The 21,512-nt window shown below is 36.8% G+C and carries 19 protein-coding genes and 5 pseudogenes; 13 read left to right on the forward strand and 11 right to left on the reverse strand.

The genetic code is table 11. From position 1 onward, the window contains the following. The 5 genes and pseudogenes from MW695_RS21195 to MW695_RS21215 form a co-directional block, all read left to right on the forward strand. Positions 1-643 (forward strand): annotated as a pseudogene (locus MW695_RS21195) (hypothetical protein); the annotation flags it as partial. Next, positions 643-1,005, forward strand: a complete 363-nt coding sequence (locus MW695_RS21200) for a DUF7957 family protein (protein ID WP_247107479.1) — start codon at positions 643-645, stop codon at positions 1,003-1,005. The pseudogene MW695_RS21195 and the gene MW695_RS21200, both read left to right, overlap by 1 nt. A 290-nt stretch (positions 1,006-1,295) precedes the next feature. Next, a complete protein-coding gene (locus tag MW695_RS21205; RefSeq protein ID WP_247107480.1) occupies positions 1,296-1,550 on the forward strand; it encodes a hypothetical protein in 255 nt (84 codons plus the stop codon). 102 nt (positions 1,551-1,652) lie between these two features. Next, positions 1,653-2,066: a hypothetical protein gene (locus tag MW695_RS21210; RefSeq protein ID WP_247107481.1), complete on the forward strand. Its 414-nt coding sequence runs from the start codon at positions 1,653-1,655 to the stop codon at positions 2,064-2,066. A gap of 242 nt (positions 2,067-2,308) precedes the next feature. Beyond that, positions 2,309-2,485: pseudogene (locus MW695_RS21215) on the forward strand (DUF1659 domain-containing protein); the annotation flags it as partial. A gap of 92 nt (positions 2,486-2,577) precedes the next feature. On the opposite strand, the pseudogene MW695_RS21220 reads toward MW695_RS21215, so the two are convergent. Both MW695_RS21220 and lepB read right to left on the reverse strand, forming a co-directional pair. After that, positions 2,578-2,723, reverse strand: a pseudogene (locus tag MW695_RS21220) (transposase); the annotation flags it as partial. Positions 2,724-2,811: 88 nt separating this feature from the next. Continuing rightward, positions 2,812-3,312: a signal peptidase I gene (lepB, locus tag MW695_RS21225; RefSeq protein WP_247107483.1), complete on the reverse strand. Its 501-nt coding sequence runs from the start codon at positions 3,310-3,312 to the stop codon at positions 2,812-2,814. 459 nt (positions 3,313-3,771) lie between these two features. On the opposite strand from lepB, the gene MW695_RS21230 reads away from it, so the two are divergent. Then, a complete protein-coding gene (locus MW695_RS21230; RefSeq protein WP_247107484.1) occupies positions 3,772-4,104 on the forward strand; it encodes a hypothetical protein in 333 nt (110 codons plus the stop codon). A gap of 168 nt (positions 4,105-4,272) precedes the next feature. Next, positions 4,273-4,569, forward strand: coding sequence for a hypothetical protein (locus tag MW695_RS21235; protein WP_247107485.1), 297 nt, complete (start codon positions 4,273-4,275; stop codon positions 4,567-4,569). A gap of 138 nt (positions 4,570-4,707) precedes the next feature. Here MW695_RS21235 and MW695_RS21240 read toward each other — a convergent pair whose 3' ends face one another. The 4 genes and pseudogenes from MW695_RS21240 to vgb(B) form a co-directional block, all read right to left on the reverse strand. Next, positions 4,708-5,334, reverse strand: coding sequence for a hypothetical protein (locus MW695_RS21240; protein WP_247107486.1), 627 nt, complete (start codon positions 5,332-5,334; stop codon positions 4,708-4,710). Between the two features lie 66 nt (positions 5,335-5,400). Continuing rightward, a pseudogene (locus MW695_RS21245) lies at positions 5,401-6,722 on the reverse strand (ISL3 family transposase). Positions 6,723-7,091: 369 nt separating this feature from the next. After that, the gene (vat(C), locus tag MW695_RS21250; protein ID WP_247107497.1) at positions 7,092-7,730 is read right to left on the reverse strand and encodes a streptogramin A O-acetyltransferase Vat(C); all 639 of its coding nucleotides are present in this window, start codon (positions 7,728-7,730) and stop codon (positions 7,092-7,094) included. A 20-nt stretch (positions 7,731-7,750) separates the two neighbouring features. Further along, positions 7,751-8,641 carry a streptogramin B lyase Vgb(B) gene (gene vgb(B) / locus MW695_RS21255; protein WP_247107487.1) on the reverse strand — a complete coding sequence of 297 codons (891 nt, stop codon included), beginning with the start codon at positions 8,639-8,641 and terminating at the stop codon, positions 7,751-7,753. A 1,063-nt stretch (positions 8,642-9,704) separates the two neighbouring features. Between vgb(B) and MW695_RS21260 the strand changes: the two genes are divergently transcribed. Next, a complete protein-coding gene (locus tag MW695_RS21260) occupies positions 9,705-10,859 on the forward strand; it encodes a hypothetical protein (protein WP_247107488.1) in 1,155 nt (384 codons plus the stop codon). 449 nt (positions 10,860-11,308) lie between these two features. Here MW695_RS21260 and MW695_RS21265 read toward each other — a convergent pair whose 3' ends face one another. Continuing rightward, on the reverse strand, positions 11,309-12,904 hold the full coding sequence (locus MW695_RS21265; protein ID WP_247107489.1) for an IS1182 family transposase: 1,596 nt from the start codon (positions 12,902-12,904) through the stop codon (positions 11,309-11,311). Positions 12,905-13,561: 657 nt separating this feature from the next. Here MW695_RS21265 and MW695_RS21270 point away from each other — a divergent pair. The 4 genes and pseudogenes from MW695_RS21270 to MW695_RS21285 all read left to right on the forward strand — a co-directional run bounded on the left by MW695_RS21270 (position 13,562) and on the right by MW695_RS21285 (position 17,540). Next, positions 13,562-14,140, forward strand: coding sequence for a TetR/AcrR family transcriptional regulator (locus MW695_RS21270; RefSeq protein ID WP_247107490.1), 579 nt, complete (start codon positions 13,562-13,564; stop codon positions 14,138-14,140). Between the two features lie 373 nt (positions 14,141-14,513). Continuing rightward, complete coding sequence (locus tag MW695_RS21275) at positions 14,514-15,212, forward strand: SDR family oxidoreductase (protein WP_247107491.1); 699 nt, start codon at positions 14,514-14,516, stop codon at positions 15,210-15,212. A gap of 395 nt (positions 15,213-15,607) precedes the next feature. Further along, positions 15,608-16,600 (forward strand): NADP-dependent oxidoreductase, encoded by a 993-nt coding sequence (locus MW695_RS21280; RefSeq protein WP_247107492.1) that lies wholly within the window; start codon positions 15,608-15,610, stop codon positions 16,598-16,600. Positions 16,601-17,001: 401 nt separating this feature from the next. After that, positions 17,002-17,540: pseudogene (locus MW695_RS21285) on the forward strand (recombinase family protein). A 245-nt stretch (positions 17,541-17,785) separates the two neighbouring features. On the opposite strand, the gene MW695_RS21290 reads toward MW695_RS21285, so the two are convergent. From MW695_RS21290 to MW695_RS21300, 4 genes are all read right to left on the reverse strand, one after another. Next, on the reverse strand, positions 17,786-18,214 hold the full coding sequence (locus MW695_RS21290; RefSeq protein ID WP_247107493.1) for a MauE/DoxX family redox-associated membrane protein: 429 nt from the start codon (positions 18,212-18,214) through the stop codon (positions 17,786-17,788). Between the two features lie 283 nt (positions 18,215-18,497). Beyond that, the gene (locus MW695_RS21295) at positions 18,498-18,686 is read right to left on the reverse strand and encodes a hypothetical protein (protein ID WP_247107494.1); all 189 of its coding nucleotides are present in this window, start codon (positions 18,684-18,686) and stop codon (positions 18,498-18,500) included. A 9-nt stretch (positions 18,687-18,695) separates the two neighbouring features. Beyond that, positions 18,696-18,818 (reverse strand): hypothetical protein, encoded by a 123-nt coding sequence (locus MW695_RS22805; RefSeq protein ID WP_260505952.1) that lies wholly within the window; start codon positions 18,816-18,818, stop codon positions 18,696-18,698. Between the two features lie 88 nt (positions 18,819-18,906). Continuing rightward, a complete protein-coding gene (locus MW695_RS21300; RefSeq protein ID WP_247107495.1) occupies positions 18,907-19,491 on the reverse strand; it encodes an NAD(P)H-dependent oxidoreductase in 585 nt (194 codons plus the stop codon). Positions 19,492-19,624: 133 nt separating this feature from the next. Between MW695_RS21300 and MW695_RS21305 the strand changes: the two genes are divergently transcribed. After that, positions 19,625-20,707: an AraC family transcriptional regulator gene (locus MW695_RS21305; RefSeq protein WP_247107496.1), complete on the forward strand. Its 1,083-nt coding sequence runs from the start codon at positions 19,625-19,627 to the stop codon at positions 20,705-20,707. Positions 20,708-21,512 lie beyond the last annotated feature (805 nt).

A 21,512-nucleotide genomic window follows, 5' to 3' on the forward strand; every position in this document is an offset into this window, starting at 1 on the left:
GGAACATTGGTTAAATAGTATTGGAGTAGCCGGAATTGTTGCAGGTGGTAGTTTAGCAGGCACAACGCTGAGAAGTACAACAAACCAGTTGAATACGGGACCGAGAGTGAATTCGGGGGGGCAGGGTGATAGTAATATTAATTCTGGACAGGTAAACAAAACATCTACCGAGATAGAATTAAAAGGGTATGACTATTTAGATAGTCAATTGATGACGAAAAACCAAGTAAAGTTACACAGATATGAATCAGCAGAAAGTGTAAATGATTTTTGGTTTAAACAAAGATATGAACAACCACCATATACTTTGAAAACGGTAGTTCAAGATATAGAGCTTTTGTCAGATACTACATTTGTTAGAGTGTATGATGGAACAAATTCAAGATTGCATGGTGGCTGGCTTATGAAAGCTGAAGATATTAAAGGACTAACCCCTGCTCAAATTCAAGATAAGTTTGCTTTACCGTATTTACCAGAATATGTTGGAGAAGTTACTATACCTAAAGGAAGTAATATTAGATTAGGAGAAGTTAACCCTCTATTTGGCCACAATGGCGGAGGAATACAATTTGATTTAAAAGGACAATTTATTGGAGAATTTAAAGAGTTAGGTCAAATTTCAGATTGGAGTGGTCTAAAATAATGATTCAAGTAGAATACACTAAGAATAAACTAGATGTTTTCGGGAAAGTCGTAGACTTTAAATATGATATTGCTGAAGTGGAACAAAATGAACAATATATTTTTGTCAGATTGGCTATCCCTTCGAATATAAAAATGGGTGAGAGTGAGTTAAGAAATGTCTATGCTGTGAACGAAGTTGGAAAGATTCAATGGCAAATTAAGAATTTTCCTCCAAAAAATAATCCAGAGTATCAATGTGCTCCAATAGTAGGTATTCATATTGATTCTAATGGAACATTATTTGTAACTGATTTTATGGGAAGACGATTTGAAGTTGAACAAAAGAGTGGATTGATGAAGAAGTTGACTATTGTGAAATAACCTTTTTAGCATTATATGAATAATATTAAAGGAGTCGATGGTACAGGCCACCCTTTTGAGCGGATCATTAGGTAAGACTTCCATTTGAGGTTGAAAGGTAATAGTCATTCTGTTGGAAACCTTGACTGGCTATTTGACTTTCAAGGTTTCTATTAGTATGCTCCGCATGGATCATAGAGTTAGGCATGTCTGCTACAGGTTGGTTAGTAGAAGATGATAGCTTTAGGATTTTACTTAGCAATGAGAAGTCAGTGTTCATGGAAGATATAATCATTATTGAAGGGTGAATGATGACTAAAACTGAATTTTTGAAAAAATACAAAGAAAACAATTTAAATTTAGGTGAGTTTGATATTGAATTGAACTCAATTACTGATGCATCATATGTGATGGGGTGCTGCTTTGTCGATGGGGAGTGGAAAATATATAAGACAGGTGAACGATTAGGGCATTATATTATTAAGGTATTTGAAAGTGAATCGGATGCATTTGACTACTTCTATGAACTTGTATTAATACAGCATAGGAGGGCAACTGAAAATTAGAGTATCGTTTATTTGAATGTTTATTCCTGGAATAATCGTATTAATTGACTAGTCGATTCTTAAATCAGTTATTCTCAACGTCGTACGCATTCTAATTGATAGATGGGAAGAATAAAAATGATTGATTCACGAACAGGTTCAATATTATTGGATAATGGAAATATAGTATTAAACTCTAAAATAGCTCCTAATGAACTTATGGCTACATCGCTATACAAAGGAGGAAGTGTTGATCCCAATTATCTATTAAAAGATACACAAGAAATAAACGGTAAAATCTTTCTGTTGACTTTGTTCTTTAAGGGAAAACTGAAAGAGATACATTTGTCTGAAGCTGATAAAGAGCTATCTTGGGAGAATTGGTCGGAAGAAAAAGAGATGAAAAAGAAAGAAAGTCATGACAAATGGTTATTATCTGTTTTAGGACAGGAACCTTATCAGTATACTTGGGGACAAGTAGAATCCGTTTTTGACAAGAAAGGCTGTGTGAGTTCAATTATTCTAAGATACTTATAAAATTTACTAAATAAAAGCTTTAAAAGGCTTTGGATTATTAATTTTATACAGAAGACCTTTCCTTTTTAAAACCTACTGAAAATTCGATTATAGTTTACTACGCTAAATATTTGTTTATGGTAATATTTTCAAAAAGGTATTGATTATTTATTTGTGGACTTATACAATAAAAATAGCCGGTGGGAAATCCCTCCGGCTATTTTTGTATTTAATAGTAATAGGGCAGCCCATCACGTTTAACATTAGTCATGATTGATGGTCAGGACCATGAGGGTAGTAATATTCTACGTCGTGCCAATTATCAAGTGAACCTTAAAGCAGAGCCTGAGGATCTTTTTGAAGTTGGCCTTGCACTAAGTTCACTGTCTGAATCCGATTTACTAGATGTAGAAGTTGTAGACAGTCATATTCTTATGTAATTAGAAAAAGTTGAATTGATTGGAGGTGAAAAGCATGCCTACTCAAACGTTAGAATTGCGTTTTAGCAATGATGAAGGACGTACCGTTACTATTCGTGTGACACCGAGAAACCATAAATGCCTTCAATAGTGGAGGAAATATCACGTTGGGACACTCCTCGTGCATACATAGATAAGATTTTATCTTCAATAGCTGAAAAGTCTTTTTTTTTCTTTTTGCAACTAGCTGTGGTTCAAATACACTCCTATATCAATTAGAAAAATAAGTAAATCCCTGGATATAACTTCAGGGATTTTTTTATGAATATGAATATTTCAAACTCAAATTATACAAACATGTCGGAGTTTAATCTTGTTTTTTGATATTGATTGTTTTTCCAATTATTTGATTTTTTTGTAAATAGTCCCATTTGTCGACTGTCTTTAGAATAAAGGGGTTGATCCCCGATAAGGAAGTATTCATCTTCCCCTAGTTGCATGCTTAGCTGTTCGCTGTCGTGCATTATGTTAAAAATAAATGATTCATTTAGTGGTTTACCATCAATAGTTATTTCCCCAGAATTTATTTCTATTAACTCTCCAGGAAGACCGATTACCCGTTTGGTATGTGTAATATCTTCATTCATTTTAAACACTACGATATCTCCTGTTTTAATATCATGCTTTTGAAAATAGTTTTTGTCTACTTCAAATTTATCCCCATCGCTGATTGTTGGTTCCATTGACATCCCTTCGAATTTATAAACAGCATCATTTTGCGAATTACAACCAACTAGGAATAGTAAAAAAGATAATATTGTAAATGGTAAAAATAAATGATTCTTCATATTTTTCCTCCAAAAAAATTAATTCTATTAATAGTACTCTATATTCGCAACTTTTCATTGCATCATTTTTGTTTTTTATAACTTAACACTGCCACTTCTTAGTGGTTGGGACTTAGCTGTCTCATAATTTGACTACTAATCTTCTATTTATTATATCTCATTGCGGGTAATAGTAGCTACGCTGTGGTTACCTCATATCGGGAAAAATTCAAAAAATCGCTCTTTTTTACAAAAGAACGATCTCCTGTTTTCTTCCGAAAGCTCTACTTTTAAGATTTGTAAATAATAGTAAACATCGTTAAAATGATATTTCGCTTCATATTATTTATATAAGGCTATTTTAGAGAATTTTTAGTAGAGTCTACTCATAGGAATATGTTCGCTTATCAAGGATAAGTCAGGTACGTGAGTACAATAGAGACACTAGTATAAAAGAAAAATATTTAAAAGGTGTTGGATATGAATAAAAATATAAAGCAGATACAAGACCTCTTTCAACAATTAATTACAATTTTAGAGAAAGAAAATGACCAAGGGTCAGAGTCTGTATACTTTCTTAATCAAGTGAAATTAGGTGTAGAATTGATTAAAGGCTATAGTGATAGCCACCAAGATGATAGGGATTTAAACGAACTAATTGATAAATTAAAAGAAATATATGCAAAGAGTAATCAACCACGAGTGGGTTTGTCAGATTATTTTATATGGAAAGATGATTACGAAGAACGATTACAAGCAAATAAAGGTTTAGATAGAATCAAACATGATCTACATCACATATTTGAGAAGTGAAAGATGATTATCATATTGGAAACCTTGACTGGCTTGGCTTATATTCCTTTCATGATTTGTGTTAGTAGACTGTTTTCTGATAAGAGGTAGTAAAATCGAGGTCAGAACTCAGATAAAAGTGTTGATTCTTGTTTATGAATCGCATGTATATTGAAGGAGAGAATCGTAATGGCATATAACAAATCCAGACAAGGTAATAAAACTTTGTCCTTCATCAAAAAAGCTACGATCGTTAAAAAGCAGTTAGAAGGCGAATTAAATGCTCATAAATTAGGTCAAGGCAAAGATGGGACGATTAATCAATTAGAGCAATTCTATCAAGATATCGAACGAATGATTGAATCAGAAAGTCATAGTCCTATCTATCTACGAGTAATTGTTGACACCTGGGATTATAATAGTGAACTGGGTAAACAACTGCTTGATTTATATGAACTATATAAGGATCTAGATGAGTCGAAGTAGATATGATCTTTTGTGAACGAAGTGTAGAATTGAGTAATTGATATTGGTTGACCTTAGACAGCGTAGAAGCACCTTATGGATTAAAGTACAGCTGCTTACTAAAATAGATGAAATAGCTGTCAAAAGAAAACTGGCTAGTTACACATTTGTTACATCAGACAGGGCAGTATGAAATTGTTCCTTTGTGACGATTAATAAATTTGTAGTATTAAACGTATTTTTATCTACTTTTTTAAGAAAATGCAAGTAACGAACTAGTCTAACAAAAGCTTTTAACTTATCATCTGTCCAGGGAATTACTACACCTAATCTACCGAGAGCAGATGCATTAATGGCACCACCCATTAGGTGCTTCCTACTTACTTTGTTCTCAATTTCTATTGCCATAAAACACCTTGCATTTGAGTTTTGATATATGACACTTTCATAAGTGTCGGCTTCCACAAAGTCCCCGTAACGATTCAAATTATCCCGGTTATAAGTAATTAAGTGTTGTACAAATTCACAGGTGCTGTCTACGTTAAACATTTCGTCGTAGTCCATCCCATACCGTCCATGAGTTGCAAAAGGGCCAACTGCAACATCTACTCTAGGAGAGTAAATATTTAATGCCCTTTCTTCTCTCATTGCATTCCATTCTTTTTTAACATCCGAATTTGGGAACAATACTTCCAACTGCCCCTTAATATACTCTTGATATTCCTCAAGTTTTACTTCCCCAAATTTTTTGAAATTAATATCATCATTTTTAAGAGTTCCAGACATAAAACACCCTCCCATTTTTAATTATTAAATAATTCTGGGTGTTCGGATTTTGTGGTGGAAAAGGGCTTATAATTCACCCTTTTCCAATTTCTTAATAAGTGTGGAAAAATCTACACCATAGTTGCCTGTTATGACGTGGTCTGTTACTACATCCCAATTGTAAGTATCATATAACATAGCCATGCTGAAAGTACTTGAATTAAATCGGGGCTTACGTTTCTTATGAAGATTCTCGTTAAATAGTATCTTGGCTCGTAATGCTTCAAATGAATAGCCTCTACCCATTCGTTCAACTTGTCTAATAATGCTGTTTATGGACTCTGTATAAGCATTAGTGAGTCTTTTGTCGAAGTAGTTGAAGATTTCATCTTGCCAGTTGTCCACGGCTTTCACAAGATCTTTGAAAGGGTCTTTAGATTTACTCGATAAACAACGTTTTCTCCAATATCTAAAACGATCTCTGCCCTCACCTGGGTTAGCTGTTTCCCATATCCAGTAAAACTCTTCTTTGAGTTCATGAGCTTCTTTCAGTTCAGGGATATTACCTACCCAAGTTTCCAAAAGAAATGCGTCTCGTTCATTCAAGTCATGTTTACGTTTGAGAAGGATATATCTCTCACGCATTAAAGTACGCCTTTCTTTTGTAGTCATATTCGCTTTAAGTGATTTTCTGACGTTGTCTACGGCTTGATTAGCCATACGAACTACATGAAATTTATCTACAACTACTTTAGCATGTGGTAAGACAGTATTTACTGCATCTTTGTAAGGCTTCCACATATCCATTGTGACGTATTCAATGTAATGCCTATCACTAATCTCTGAAAGCCGTTGTATAACAGTTTCTTTCTTACGGTTAGGCTTAATATCAAAGATAGTTTTTCGTTTAACATTAGTGAGTACAAGACGGGGTTTACGGATAATATGAATTTCATCTATTCCAAGCCATTTAGGAGTCTCAAATCGGTATTCTCTTTCTTTGAATGCCACATGATCTTTAAAACGTTTCTAACGGTTTTTTCATCTACACCAACGCTTTCGGCTACTTCTACAAAGATCTTAGACATGGATTGCTCTTCAATGGACTCTACCAATCTTTTAGTCATAGTACGCTTTTCGTCAATAGATAAAAGGCGTTCCCAAAATGTGGAGCCACACTCACGACATTTGTAACGTCTACGGTTTACTTGTAAGCCTACTCGCTTTAAACGAATAGGCAAGTCCATGATTAGTTGTTTTCGTGAACTGTGTTTGTACAGTTTGTCAAATCCACATTCAGGACAACGTTCAGGTGGTTTGATTGCTTCCACTTTAAACATCATATCGGTTTCATTTTCTTGTGGCTCTTCTATTGTTTTAAGGTCTGGTAGGAATAATAGGTCTGACATATTGTTCATCCTTTACTGCTTTGTGGTGTTGTGTTTGGCAAGTAAAAAATACATAGTTTAGCCGACAACTTATGTACTTTTAGGCTGCCATTCTCAGTACTTTTATTTTGCCATAAACTGGTGTTAAGGTATCAAGTATAGTTTCGATTTCGAAATCATTATTGTTAAATATTTTTCGTGACCACAATCGCTCTTAGCACATTCCATAAACCATTTATATAATAAGTGATCGGAAAATAGTGTGGAAATGTTCCTTTTGTAGACTTTGCTTAACTAATGCAACCCGTTAATTGAACATGAAAGTGACTTATTCAACAATACAATTGCGACCGTTTGTTTAACATCAATAACCTAAACAAAATTCGTTTTCTAACTTCTTTTAAAATTTTCTATATCACCATTCAGGATGCAATCAATATTTTCATTTATCGTCTCTATCTCTAGGTCCCACCACCTTACTTTTAGTAATGCTGCAATTTTTTCCTTAGAAAACCTTTTCTTAATTAATCGTGAAGGATTACCGCCAACAACTGAATAAGGATCAACGTTCTTTGTCACAATCGATTTTGCTGCAATAATAGCCCCGTCTCCTATTTTTACACCGGGCATAATTGTCACATCTCGTCCAATCCAAACATCGTTTCCAATTTCCGTATTACCCTTATAAGGCAGGTCTTCCAATGTAGGGGCATGCTTCTCCCAACCATTTCCGAAAAGATTGAATGGAAATGTTGAACCATCCATACGATGATTAGCCCCATTCATTATAAATGTCGTTCCGGGTCCAATAGAACAAAACTTCCCTAATATTAGTTTATCCCCAATCAATTCATAGTGATAAAGAACTTGGCTTTCAAAAGATTCACCATCTTTACTATCGTAATAGGAATATTCCCCAACTAAAATATTATGCTTTGTAATAGATGGTTTAATAAATTGAACATGTTTATTACCTTCTATAGGGTATGTTTCTTCTGGATTGGGGCCTTGCTGATTTTGCGGTTTCATAAACATTGCTCACTCCAATCTCATTCGTTCAAATTCAGCTTCCCAATTTTGTTACATTCTAATGCAAACCATACAGATCCATCTCTTCCAAAGGTAATACCATGAGGTTCCGCTTTTTCTGTTTGGAGTTGATATTCTTGAATCGCTTTGTCGTTTGTAATTCTGCCGATTTGATTTGCACCCCATTCAGTAAACCATATTTCGCTATTTTTCCCCGCGGTTATAGCGTTTGGACGTGCGTTTGGAGTTGGAATATCATATTCGCTAATCTCACCAGATGTAGTGATTCGACCTATTTTGTTGCCGACAATTTCGACAAACCAGAGTGCACCATCGTTACCACTAGTGATACCCACTGGAGTCGCTGCATTTGTTGGTAGAGGATATTCCTCTAATTTCCCTGTATTAGTAATCCTTCCAATAGAATTATTTTGGTTCTCCGTGAACCAAAGTGCGTTATCCGAACCTAAAGTAATAAAAGCAGGATAAGATCCCTTATTTGGCAAATCATATTCATAAATAGTCCCATCAGCTTTCAACTTTCCTATACGGTCTCCATTCAATTGGGTAAACCATATATCGCCATTTAGACCTTCCGTTATTCCGTAAGGGCCAGAATCCGGCTGTGGCAATGGATATTCAGTAAAGCCACCTTTTATTGAGAGCTTTCCGATTTTATTTGCACCATTCTCTGTAAACCAAATGTCTCCAAGGGAAGATACAATTAAACACATCACTTTAGCATCGGGGGTAGGAACTTCGAATTCTTTTATTCTACCACTCTGATCTAGACTGCTGATTTTGTTTGCCTTATGTTGTGTGAACCATACCTTTCCGTCTTCTGATGAAGCTATGCCGTATGGACCTGAATCGGGAATAGACAAATTAAACTCCTCTAAATAAAAATTCATTTACATTCCTCCCAATTATTTTGAACGCAAAAAACTCCTATGCTCATTTTCTGAGATAGGAGATAGTGTAATTCATAGTACAGAATTAAAATAGGTTTGCTTTTTTAAGGCCGTTTTTAATTCCTATAAAGTACATTCAATAATCCTATCCCAGAAAAACAATCGATAAAATTATATTTCAAGATTCAGATTAGCATAGAAACCCATTCTGAAGTAAATATAAAATATAATCGATTTTTCTTTAAGTTAGAATTATTGAATCATGTACTTTTTTCACCCTTCCGTCTTTTAATAACTACACTGTAAACGATTGGTTCAGTATAGTCAACTTTTTTCAGATTATTTTCCTGTGTTCCGATCCGATTACGTTTAAGAAATCCGTTTTATAAAAAGCTTCTTCAACGATCTGGCCAGATTGTTGAACACAAGTTAAACACCGCTCTTTCACTAACTTGCCTCGTTAGTTTCACAAGATCTATATTAAATTCTTCCATACAATAATTCGAATACCCTGATACAGTGTTTTAGTTTTTCACAAAGTATCATTCGTATTTGATTGATACTATTATGTTACTATTGATTGTCACAACATTCCACCAGATAATCCGATTTAAACACCAATTGTTTCAAATTATTAAAAAAGTAATTCCACTTTATATTCCGAAGACCCATAATTCTTTATGTTTTGTTTTTCACATGAATTATTCATACTTCCCATAGCTAGATCAGAATCGAAGCCTTAATCAACCATTATCTTTTTTAAGTGCAGCAATCCCCTGTAAAATAGCTTTGAAATGGAAATAATTAGAATGAATTACGTGATCAAATGATTCTTTTTTTGATTTTTTTATGGTGGTAAATGATTTTATCATAATTAACATTTCAACTTACTATTTTAGTAATATTGTACTATTTAATTGGTCATATGTCATATTTTAGCGTAGCCTCTTATTATTTGTACACAAGATAACGTATAAATATGTAAAATACCCAATATGTAATTATGATTCTAAAGAACTACTAAATTTTGATTGATATAACAACTATAGTAGGGGGGAGAAGGATGAAGCTTAAAAAAGTATTAATTATCAGTGCTGTTACCGTAATTGTGATTGCTGGATCAAGCATGTACGCATTTGCTCATTATCAAGAAAACCAAAGGCAGCAAGAAAGAATAGAAATATTAGAGCACGCACAAAGTGAACTGATATCGTTGTACAACGAAGATCAAACAGATCTGGTGGATACTATTAGTCAAGAAGCTATTAATGAAGTTGAATTATTCATTAATCGAATCGAAAATACGTCTGGCAGAAATGAATTATTAGAGGAATTAGTCAACATTGAGCAAGCATTCAAAGTTAAGAAAGAACTAGGTCATTTAATCGAAAATGGTGTCATCATACAGAATATAGACATTGAAAAAGTCGAAGAATTAGAAGTGAAGGTTCATGAACTAGAGGTATTCAATATACATATTTATCAAAAAAATTCTGAGGATCTTGATACCATAAAAGCTCAAGTTATAGATTTAAGTATAGCGACAGCATTTATTGAAGAAGCAGAAAGAGAATTGACAAGAGAATTATATAAAAAAGCGAAGGAAGCAACAGATGTTATTTTAAATCAAGCTCTCCAAAAAGATTTGAAAAAACGTTTAGCAGAAGTTTTGAATTTGATTGAAAAAGAAGAAGATATGGAATTAAACCAGGATTCTCAAGAAACTAGTCAAGCAAATGATAATTCTGCTAAAACTAGTAATGCTACTTCCGGTGACTCGAACGGTACTGATCGTCAATTCAATAGAACTAAATCAAGTGAAAATACTTCTACTAGCACTAACAGTAAATCTAATAGTAGTACTTCTTCAAACGATTCTAGCAACAATAATAGTACGAATGGAAGTAATTCATCAAACGATTCCTCTTCTAGTGGGAGTAACTCAAACAGTAGCAGCGAACCGTCTTCTAGTAGTTCGAGCAGTAATTCATCTAGTGGAAGCAACTCTGATAGTGGTTCATCATCTAGCGGTAGCGGTTCAAAATCTAGTTCTAGTGATGGATCATCATCTAGTGGTTCAAGCAGTAATGGGAATCCAGTTAAAGTCGATGGAGGAGAGATTTTCGAAGGGGAAGATAAAAGAGGGAATACTTGGGAAAAATACCGGTATGAAGAAGGTTGGAATCCTGACGGTTATTGTGAAGCTTTCGGTTGTTAATTAAGTACAATACAAAAAAGTCTAATAAGTTCACAATTGGTAATTACTTCTATATCAAGGTTTACAGGACAATGGGGTTATCTTGCGTGGAGTATTCCACCTTTCTTTGTTGCGGGATTAACTGGTTTGATGATAACCCTTATCCAAACGAAGAAAGAAGGAAAAAGTGAATAACGAGCTACAACTTTTGAAGTAAAAGAAAAAGTAAACGATTCTGCATTACTAAGTGTGGAAAATGGAATAATTATTAAAAAATAGTTGATTGTAGAAAAATAAACGGCAAAGTTTAGTGAGTATAAAAATAAAGAGAGGCACTCGAACCCAAACATTGGGATGAGCGCCTCTCTATTTTTTATTTACTGGGTTTTGTCCCAGCCTCTTTGTGGACGGCCTCTTTTTTTTAGAAGATATTTCATTTTATTTTTTATCGTTTTGAGGGCAGATGGCTGTTATCCTGCCATCTGTTCTCTCTTTTTTTCTTTTTGTTCTTTGAATTTCAAATTTGTTTCCCATTTCAGAAAGTTATGGGCAATACAAAGAAGACCCCATTCCAGCGTAGTTTTGGAAAGGCCTCTCAGATGGAACCGATCAAAACCTCGGTTATATTTTATTTGTCCAAAAACAGGCTCTACGTCACACTTTCTCCGCCGATAAAGCTGACTGCCAGTTTCTGTGTTCAGTCGATGACGAACCTGTCTACGCAGCACCTGGTTTTTCATAGAAACACTAATGGTCTTGGTATCTTTCCCTTTAGCGCATACTTCCTGGAAAGGGCAGCTGTGACAATCCACGCACCGGTACACACGCTTGGTGGTCGTATAGCTGTTTTCTGTTTGGCGATTTGTACTGTACTGAAACGTGAGACGTTTATTATTGGCGCATATCCACTCATCTTCATCCTCATCATACTGAAGGTTTTCCACCCGTCCAACCTGATTTTTGAACTTTTTAGTCTGTTCTTTATCAAGCGTACTGTATTTCACAAATGCTTCCATCTGCTTCTTTTCACAAAAGGAGTAATTTTCCTCACTACCGTATCCTGAGTCGGCTATCAGGTGCTTCGGCAGAGGTCGTCCGTACTTCTCTAAAAGTTCAAAATGGGGTTTTAGGCAACCAGGATCTCCGGCGCGCTGATGAAGACTAAACCCAGTGATAAACTGGTTTTCGGTTCCTGTCTGTATGTTATAACCAGGCTTGAGTTGGCCATTGCGCATGTGATCGTCTTTCATTCTCATAAAGCTGGCATCCGTATCGGTTTTAGAATAGCTTTTTCGCCCCGCCAGAATCTCTTTTTGTTTTTCATATTTTTCTTTTCGCGGAAGAAGGTCCTTCTCAAGCTGACGCTTCGCTTTTTTAACCTCACGGTTTTTTGGTTCTTCAGCCAATTTCTTTTCGAGATGGTCAATAGACTGTTGGATATCTTCAGAAGTAATTGGATCAGCCTCTAGTTTCTCTTGTTCGTCCAACTCTCCTGCGGCCTCCTCGTCTTGCCGGGTCACTTTTTCAATACCCTGCATAATCGTGTGGTATTTTTGGTTAAGCTGGCTGTCATATCGCTCTGTGGCTTTTCGCCAGACGAACGTATACTTATTGGCATTAGCTTCTACCTTGGTGCCGTCAAGGAAGTAGTCTTCTAACTTTACGAGACCGTGATTTCGAAGGAGATCAACAATGGAAAAGAAAACTTCATATATAATGTCTTTCATCTTCTCGGAGCGAAAACGATTGATAGTGCGAAAATCAGGTTTTTGGTGACGAGCAAGCCACATAAAATAGATGTTTTCCTTGAGCTGTTTCGCGATTTGTCTCGAGGAATAGATTTTCTGTGTATAGGCATAGAGGATAATCTTTAACATCATTTTGGGGTGGTAAGGAGGACGACCACCGCCATCATAACATTGATAGAGAATAGTTTGATCCAGTTCTTCAACGGCTTGATTGATAATACGGCAAACGTGATGGATTGGGATTTCAACTTCAAGATCCATTGGTAAGTAAAGCTGATCCATGTTATAATCTTGGAAAGAAATATGATCATGTTTCATAAAGAAATCGCCTCCTGGTATGGTTTTGGTGTGGTGCTTTAATTATACCAAAAGGGGCGATTTCTTTATTTTTCAATTTTATTAAAAAAGCTCGAAAGAGTGGCAGGTGGCGACTCCAGCGGGAAAAGGAACAGCTGAAGACCCCGCAGGGTGGTTTCCCCAAAGGAGGCTGAAGCGTTGCCCGCGGAAATCGTCCGCCTAGAGCGATTCGAGCGAACCCATTACGTTTACATCAATTAATTAGTATAAGAAAAGAGGGTGTCACCAAAAGCTAGGCTTTTGGGACACCCTCATGAAACAGACTATTCTTTAATGCCATGGTTGTAGTTGGATATGTAAGGTTGATGCCCGGGTGGAGGGTCCCGAATTGTAGAGGAACAAGAAGTCAGGGACTATATCTATCAATACTTGAAATCAGCCACTATAACCATCATTAAATAACGGGTGCGATAGTAAAATTAAGGGAGGACCTATGAAAATAGAAGAAAAAAATGACTTAGTTATTATTGATGACTTTGACTTTGAAGGTTTTATCGATAAAGAACAAGGTTGTTCTATTTGTAAATTCAACTTAGTTTACTATGAAGATTTTGATGCTTATTTTCTTTACCGATCGTTCTCAATATGTTATATTTTCGATGGGAGGAGGAAAATAGAATGGCAAGAAACAAAGAATTCGAAGAGAACGTAGTATTAGACAAGGCGATGAAGCTCTTTTGGGCACAAGGTTATGAGAAGACATCCTTGACCGATCTGGTCGAGCATATGGGAATCCATCGCAGAAGTTTATATGACACATTTGGCGACAAACATACGCTGTTTTTGAAAGCTATGGATCGATTTCGCGATAAAGTCAGAGCTGAGCTTACGGGAGAAGTTAAACGCTCCAAAACTGCAGCGGAGGCTCTTCACTTTATTTTTAGTTTCATGATATATGGTGAAGAGAACTCGCCTTCAGGCTGTTTAATGGTAAATTCGGCGGTGGAATTGGCAATGCGCGATGCCTACGTGGATTCAAAGTCCACTGAATCGTTCACACTATCAGAGCAGCTACTCAAGGATATTATTCTGTGGGGGCAGGAGGAGGGAGAATTTACCTCAGATTACGATGGCGGCGAACTGGCGGAACATCTGCATACTGTATGTGTTGGGTTAAGGGTAATGACAAGAACCTCCATTCCAAAAGAAAAACTACACGGTATAGCCAATTTATCCATAAAACTTTTAAATAAATAATTATTTTATTCTTAGAATAATAGTTCCTATATGAGTAAGTCTGAGCTGTAGTAAAGCTTACTCCTAAGAAGATATCATTGCTTATGGATTTTTTAAAATGATCGTTCTCGTATATGAATCTTTCCTTGCTTAAGCTTTCTCCATGAAGTGATCATTTTTTTGTGCTTTTTAGAATGTTCGTTCTCGAATATAAGTCTTGCCTTACTTAAAGCTCTCTCCATAAAAGGATTTTGTGCTTTTTAGAATGACCATTCCCATATAGTGAGACTCGCCTATGTCCAAAACTTTTCCTTAAGGAAATCATTACTTGCGTAGTTTTGAGGAGGAAGACATTTTGTTGTACCAAAATTAAATAATAAAAGGACACATAAAAATGAAAATTTCTGAACAAGTCGCATTTGTCACCGGCGCGAACCGAGGTTTTGGACGCCATTTAGCACTTGAACTTCTATCCAGAGGGGCTAAGGTTTATGCTGGTGCAAGAAATCCGGAGTCCATTGACATTCCCGGTGTAATTCCTGTAAAGCTTGATATTACCAACCCTCAAGAGGTAGCTGCAGCCGCTATGGTAGCTAAGGATGTTACGCTTTTGATCAACAATGCAGGATCGTCTACAGGTGCTTCTTTGATTGACGGTGATCTCGATAAAATACATTTGGAGTTTAATACGCATTTCTTTGGCACACTTTCCATGGTTCGTACTTTTGCACCGATTCTATCAAATAATGGGGGAGGATCGATTCTGAATATTCTTTCCGCATTATCTTGGATTAGTTCGGGATCTGTTGGCGCTTATACGGCTGCAAAGGCGGCAGAGTGGGCATTGACGAACGACCTACGTTTAAATCTCTATCCTCAAAATGTGAGAGTAGCTGGATTACATGTAGGCTTCATGGAGACAGACATGACGTCGAGCTTAGAAGTTCCCAAATCCAACCCTGAGGATATCGCAAAAATTGCTATTGATGGATTAGAATCCGACAGCTTTGAAATTGTTGCTGATGACGTGAGTCGAAAGATCCAAAGAGATTTTGCCGGTGGTGTATCTGCGATATACCCACATCTCTCCTAATACAAATTACTAATTCAGTGATTTGTCCAAGATTTCAAACAAAAGGTAAAAGGACACGTTCCACAATGAGCTGACGTTGTTACCGTAGGAACTTGGTTAATCTCAAACCCTGATTTGGTGGAACGTTTAAAAGTTGGCGCACTATTGAACGAACCTGACCGAAATACAATGTATGCTGGCGGGGCGGAAGGATATATCGATTATCCTTCTATGAAACAATAACTGGCATATAAACAGCAGGAATGATTAATGAAACTTTCCCATATCTATTCAAGTTTTGGGGGAGTTTCATAATGTTTGCGTTTAAAGAGAATGATGAAGTCTCAGGATATTTTGTTTTTACAATAAAATCAGGAATTTACTAGTAATTAATGTAGAGAGGCAGGTGTTTTGGCGTGAGAGCATTTGTAATAGAAGGATATAAAAAAGATCCTACTTTTATTGAACGACCAATGCCCAGAATAAGAGATAATGAGGTGTTAGTGGAAATACATGCAGCGAGTATAAACCCCCTTGATGCAAAAATACGTAAAGGCGAATTAAAACTTTTGTTGCAATACGACATGCCTTTAACATTAGGGAACGATTTTAGTGGAACCATTGTCGAAGTTGGTAAAGGGGTAACCAAATTTAATGTGGGTGATGAAGTTTACGGTCGTCCTCGTTCAGAAAAGATGGGTACATTTACAGAATATCTATCTGTTCATGAAGCAGATATTGCTTTAAAACCTAAAAACCTTAGTTTTGAAGAAGCAGCTTCTATCCCTTTAGTTGGATTAACTTCATACCAAGCACTTCACGATATATTGAGTGTGAAAAACGGTCAAAAAGTTCTCATTCATGCTGGCTCAGGCGGCGTAGGAACTTTTGCTATACAACTAGCAAAAGAAATGGGAGCGTATGTTGCAACGACTTCTAGCGAAGGAATTGAATTAACCAAATCACTTGGAGCAGATAAAATTATTAATTATAAATCTGTGAATTTCGAAGACGTCATAAAAGATTATGACGCAGTAATTGATAGTGTTGGAGGTGAAACATTAGAGAAGTCATTTTTGACAGTAAAAAAAGGGGGTAAAATTGTTTCTATCGCTGGAACTCCGAATGGTCGTTTCGCAAAAGAAATGGGACTTGGTCTAATTAAGAAAATAATTCTCTCATTAGCCAGTTCAAAAATAACTGGATTGGAAAAAAAGTATGATATAAAATACACCTTTCTTTTTATGAAACATAGTGGGCAACAGTTAGATATTTTATCAGAACTTTTAGAAGCAGGAACAGTGAAACCAACAATTGACCGAGTGTTTCCTTTTGAAGAAGCTAAACATGCTTTAGCGTATACAGAGACAGGTAAAGCTAAAGGGAAAGTAATTCTTAAGTTAAGGTGATACTGAGTGTCTGAATGAGCACTAGCACTATAAAAAAGTTACCTTACTAATACAAATGTTCTTAAACTAACGGGTTAGCGTTAGTGCAAGAAGCTAGTTTCCTTTTAGTACCTAATACCTATCGATTCTTTCTTCAACAATCAGCCCGATTGCTGAACAATGAGCAGTAGCTTTTTTACTCGAATAGTTCTATAAATGATTGAATGTAAATAATTAAGAAACCCAGCTAATCTTCTAATGTGAAGGTAGCTGGGTTTTTAAAGTTGGATGTGCAAAATAACACTCAAAATATACGCAAATTATCGGTTAAAGTGACAATGTTGTAATATCAGTATATACATAGGTGTCATAACTTAGTATCATTATTAGTTGTAAAAATTGACTGTTTGGAGTTGTGAAGAATGAAGTATGGATATGCAAGAGTTAGTACTGTCGGTCAAGATTTAGAAGCACAAATAAAGGCGCTTAAAGAACAAGGTTGTGAAGATGTTTTTTCTGGAAAATATACAGGAACAAAAAAAGAGAGATCAGAGTTTCCAAAATTACTTTCTAAGGTAAATGAGGAAATACAATTGTAGTGACAAAACTCGATCGATTTGCAAGATCAGCAGGAGATGCTATACAAATTATTCGAGAATTATTTGATAAAGGAGTCAAAGTACATATTTTAAATATGGGATTGATAGAGAACACACCAACTGGAAAATTAATAATAACGATCATGAGCGGTTTTGCTGAATTTGAAAGAGATATGATTGTAGAGCGTACTCAAGAAGGGAAGGCAATAACAAAACAGAAATCAAATTTTCGTGAGGGATGACTAAAAGTTTATGATAAGAAACAAATAGAGCATGCTTTAGGTTTATTAGAGAATGGAAATTGTCAAAGTACATTGATTAGGGCTAAGCGAAAGAAGGCTCATATAAATATTTGCTATTAGGGGTTCTACCAACAAAACGCGGAAAAAACACACTAAGAGAATTTTGGTAGGGAAGAAGTCGATTTTCCCTACGCTAAGGAATCATCGACCTTTAGTATTATTGAATAAGAGGGCGTAGTGAATGTAAACTTGCTACTTTATTCGCATTAAAATTGTATGGATATCATCGTAGAAACAAAGAATCAGATTCTATCTGAAATTTTAAAACTTTCAGCGAAGTGGATTCCGATTCAAAACGAAATAGGCTAAACCCACCCCGGCCTCCTCTTTTTTGCTTCCCTGTAAAGAAGTGCCGAAGCTACTGCAACAACTACCGTAAAAACAATGTAATCAAAAGCTTCCTTAAAACCGATCGAGATAATTATGCTCAATAGGAATACCAAAAGCAGGGCAAGACTAGCTAAAGCAGTCTCTTTTAAGCGAATACCACTTATCAATAAAACACCAAGCACAACTTCTAAGAAGGTTACAAAATAACCTAGGATATCAGACACTACTCTTGGGAACCAAGGGTTCAAAGTAGCTGTATACTCCAAAAAGTTATCAAAGTTTCCCCAGACCACACCTAGATTTCCAACTGGACCCAAGATGCCTAAACGGTCAGCAACTACCCATAAATATATCAACCCCAAAAAAACTCTTATAAAGATAAAGCTTCCTGTTTTAATAGTCATAATGCCCTCCGTCCAATTAATTATACTTTATTTTTTTATTGAATCTCTCATGACTAAAAGTCATGAGCTTCCTGCGTTGAACGCTCCAACGTATCCCCGCAGTTCAGGCGGTTCTTGTACGTAGGACTCTGCTCTCTAGCCTGACTGCTTGGCTTTTGTTTTTCAGCTAGAGAGGGCGGTTGTGCTTGAACATGCATAGTACGTGGAGCGCTCCACTTCCAGGATGCGCAGTACAAGTCGTACGGGATTTCCTTGGTCAATGTATGTTTGGGCAATCTCTATTTTATCCGCAAGCCTGGGTTCGTTTTTTTAACAGGTCTCGAAGGATTTCCCGTTCCAATGCCTGTTCAGCATACAGCTTTATCAATTTCTCATGTTTCTTTTCAAGCGCTGCATAATTAGAGGCTGTAGGAACAAAGGTCGCTTGCTTATAGCGTGTTCCATCTAACTGATCGAGATCTGCACGCTCCAATTCTCTGGCCTATCGAAGCACCATCTTGGGATCCAGTTCATGTTGCCGGGCTGCAGCGGTCATAATGCCGATTTTTTTACCTTTGGCGACAACCCTTTTCTTGAAATCCAGGTCATTTTGTTTTCTTGTCATGGCGTTCCCCTCCGTCTTGATTTTATTGTATCGGGATAAGGGGTGTAGTGTCCGAGTTCATTTTGGGGCTAAATAGCATACATGAAAATCAGGAGAGTTTGGCACCAAGCTCTCGAACGTGAGCAATCCATTTATCCCGCTGACCAGATGTAGATGGTCTGATAGGGCCAATCTCGGTTATGCGTACTGGTTTGATACCGCAGAAATGAAGTACGTTTCGCTTCATGACATTCAGACCGGCCCGACGGTACACGAGTCGATTGTACCAGGCAGGGGTGTCGGACGTAACGATCAGGTGCGCAGATTTACCCAATAGAAGCTTATCCCATAACGGTGAATGCTGCCTGTATTTGAATGCGAACCCAGGCAAGAATACCCGATCGATAAAACCCTTCAGAACAGCCGGCGTGCTCCCCCACCATATCGGATAAACGAATATCAGGTGATCTGCCCATCGGATCATCTCCTGTGCTTCAAGAAGTTCATTTTCCAGTTCCGTTCGCTTACCGTATCCATGTTGCAGATTCAAGTCAAAGGAGATTGAGCTTAAGTCGATAGTTCGGACTTGAGCTTTGCTGTTCTCTTGAACTCCTTCTGTATATGCTTTGGCCAAGGATGCACAGTAGCTCTGTGCATCCGGATGGCCGTTAATGACAAGCATTTTCGATTTCATTGCTTTTACCTCCCTGGTAATTTCATTGTGATATAATAGTGAAAAAGCAACCTTAGTATATACTGGCAACTAGCTGAATGAAATGATCAACAACGTACTTTTACTTGATAAATCACGCAAAGGGGAGAATTCGGTGATCGATTTGGGAGTTTCTGTTACCATGCTGTATCCAATCATGAAGTCGCTTGTCCATAAGGGCGTGGACACAGATTCGTTTTTCCGGTATGTATCGTTTGACAGCACTGTTCTGACGCAGCAGGATGTGCGTATCCCAACAATGGAGTTAGAGAGATTGACAAACGCGGCGGCGGTCTATACACAGGATGATTATTTCGGATTGCAGATGGGCGAGTTTACGGAATTTGCCGATTTGGGCGTGCTCGGATACGTCATGATGCATTGTAATAACATAGAAGCTGCACTTAAGTCGTTTCAGACTTACAATGAAGTGTTATGCAGCGGATTCAATCTGGATTGGAAGATCGTAGATGAAGATGTGAGAATACGCATGTTTACCCAATCTAACTGGAATTTTCCCCGCCATTGTGCAGAGGGGATGGCTACTTCGCTCTACCGTCTGATCGGAATTCTGTGTAATCGAACGGTTCCGTTGCATGAAGTCAGGTTTATGCATGAGTCACCGGGGGGAATACATCCATATGAAACTGTGTTCGGAGTGATTCCCACATTTGGAGACAATTCCACAATGCTGTGTATGAGTAAGGACTTGTTGGAGAATCCGGTTCTGTATTCCGATACAAGGTTGTTATTCGTATTCGAAACGATTGCCAAAGAAGCCATTGAGAAGTTACAAGTGACAGGATCGTTCTCTGATGAAGTATTACGATGGTTGGAACACTGTCTTCCCACCCATTATCCGACCTTACGGCAAACTGCGGAACACTTTCAAATGAGTGTGAGAACGTTACAACTTCGTTTGAAAGAGGAGAAAACTTCTTATAACGAATTGTCTATTCGTGTGCGAAAGCAATTGTCCATCGGTTATTTGGAACAATTGCATATCTCTATAGGTGAAATTGCATATGCTCTCCATTTCTCGGAACCGAGCGCATTCAGCAACGCCTTCAAGAAATGGACGGGGGTAACGCCGTTACAGTATAGGGATAACCTGAAATGCGAAACTGTAGATACAGGGTCATTTCGGGGTTCTACCAACAAAACGCGGAAAACATACGCTAAGAGAATTTTGGAATGAAAAAAGCCGATTTTCCCTATAGTTTAAAGTTTCCAACGTAAACAACGATAGGACTTTACTTGGAGGAGGGGCTTGCCTGCTGAAACACTTGCTTCAGTCTTTCAGGACTAATCATACTCACAGAGGCTCCAAGTCAATCTTATCTATGACTACATATAAACAAAGGTTAACGGTGCACCATATCAATACTTTTGATCGGGTACTATATAAGCCCTTTAATGGGATAATTAAAATTTGATCTCAATCCAAAAATCACTTAATTCTTCTTCAACTCACGCGTTAGCGTAAGTACATTAATTCACAATCTTATTCTCCAGACCGTGACATTTAAAGTTATAATTAGGGTTTTTCCTAGCTCATCTTTCTGAAGTTCATACATCGCTATTATTAATCTGAATGTATAATTCCTAGGACTTTTATCCTCTTCCAAAACGGAAATTTACACCTATATAATCTAAAATATAACATGGATTATAATGGTAATTGAATGACGGATGAGAAATGTAAGGTAAAAGAAATATATGACTCTGTCATAAATGTAGATACAGCCCTAAAATATGGAAGCTATTTCTTCTTAAGTCACATCCGATTAAGAGAAGTATGGAAGTCTAGTAAATTGGTTGTTTCGTTTTCCATGTGGGCGGTATCTTTTCTTTGTTTGGGAGGTGGACAGTGGCCAATTTAAAAGTGAACCTTTCAGAAGTGCAAAGCTTTGTGGAAGAACAAAAAAAGGAGATGAACGCTCTTCGTTTAGGATTAAGCGAGGTCGAGTCGAATATTAATCAAATTATCGAGATGGAGACGT

It is taken from the genome of Halalkalibacter sp. APA_J-10(15), from assembly GCF_023017105.1.
GTDB lineage: Bacteria > Bacillota > Bacilli > Bacillales > Bacillaceae_D > Halalkalibacter.

Bases quoted from the DNA above. Each gene is read 5' to 3' on its own strand.
- MW695_RS21200 (WP_247107479.1), top strand. From the start codon at position 643: ATGATTCAAGTAGAATACACTAAGAATAAACTAGATGTTTTCGGGAAA.
- MW695_RS21205 (WP_247107480.1), top strand. From the start codon at position 1,296: ATGACTAAAACTGAATTTTTGAAAAAATACAAAGAAAACAATTTAAAT.
- MW695_RS21210 (WP_247107481.1), top strand. From the start codon at position 1,653: ATGGGAAGAATAAAAATGATTGATTCACGAACAGGTTCAATATTATTG.
- lepB (WP_247107483.1), bottom strand. From the start codon at position 3,312: ATGAAGAATCATTTATTTTTACCATTTACAATATTATCTTTTTTACTA.
- MW695_RS21230 (WP_247107484.1), top strand. From the start codon at position 3,772: ATGAATAAAAATATAAAGCAGATACAAGACCTCTTTCAACAATTAATT.
- MW695_RS21235 (WP_247107485.1), top strand. From the start codon at position 4,273: ATGGCATATAACAAATCCAGACAAGGTAATAAAACTTTGTCCTTCATC.
- MW695_RS21240 (WP_247107486.1), bottom strand. From the start codon at position 5,334: ATGTCTGGAACTCTTAAAAATGATGATATTAATTTCAAAAAATTTGGG.
- MW695_RS21260 (WP_247107488.1), top strand. From the start codon at position 9,705: ATGAAGCTTAAAAAAGTATTAATTATCAGTGCTGTTACCGTAATTGTG.
- MW695_RS21265 (WP_247107489.1), bottom strand. From the start codon at position 12,904: ATGAAACATGATCATATTTCTTTCCAAGATTATAACATGGATCAGCTT.
- MW695_RS21270 (WP_247107490.1), top strand. From the start codon at position 13,562: ATGGCAAGAAACAAAGAATTCGAAGAGAACGTAGTATTAGACAAGGCG.
- MW695_RS21275 (WP_247107491.1), top strand. From the start codon at position 14,514: ATGAAAATTTCTGAACAAGTCGCATTTGTCACCGGCGCGAACCGAGGT.
- MW695_RS21290 (WP_247107493.1), bottom strand. From the start codon at position 18,214: ATGACTATTAAAACAGGAAGCTTTATCTTTATAAGAGTTTTTTTGGGG.
- MW695_RS22805 (WP_260505952.1), bottom strand. From the start codon at position 18,818: ATGACAAGAAAACAAAATGACCTGGATTTCAAGAAAAGGGTTGTCGCC.
- MW695_RS21300 (WP_247107495.1), bottom strand. From the start codon at position 19,491: ATGAAATCGAAAATGCTTGTCATTAACGGCCATCCGGATGCACAGAGC.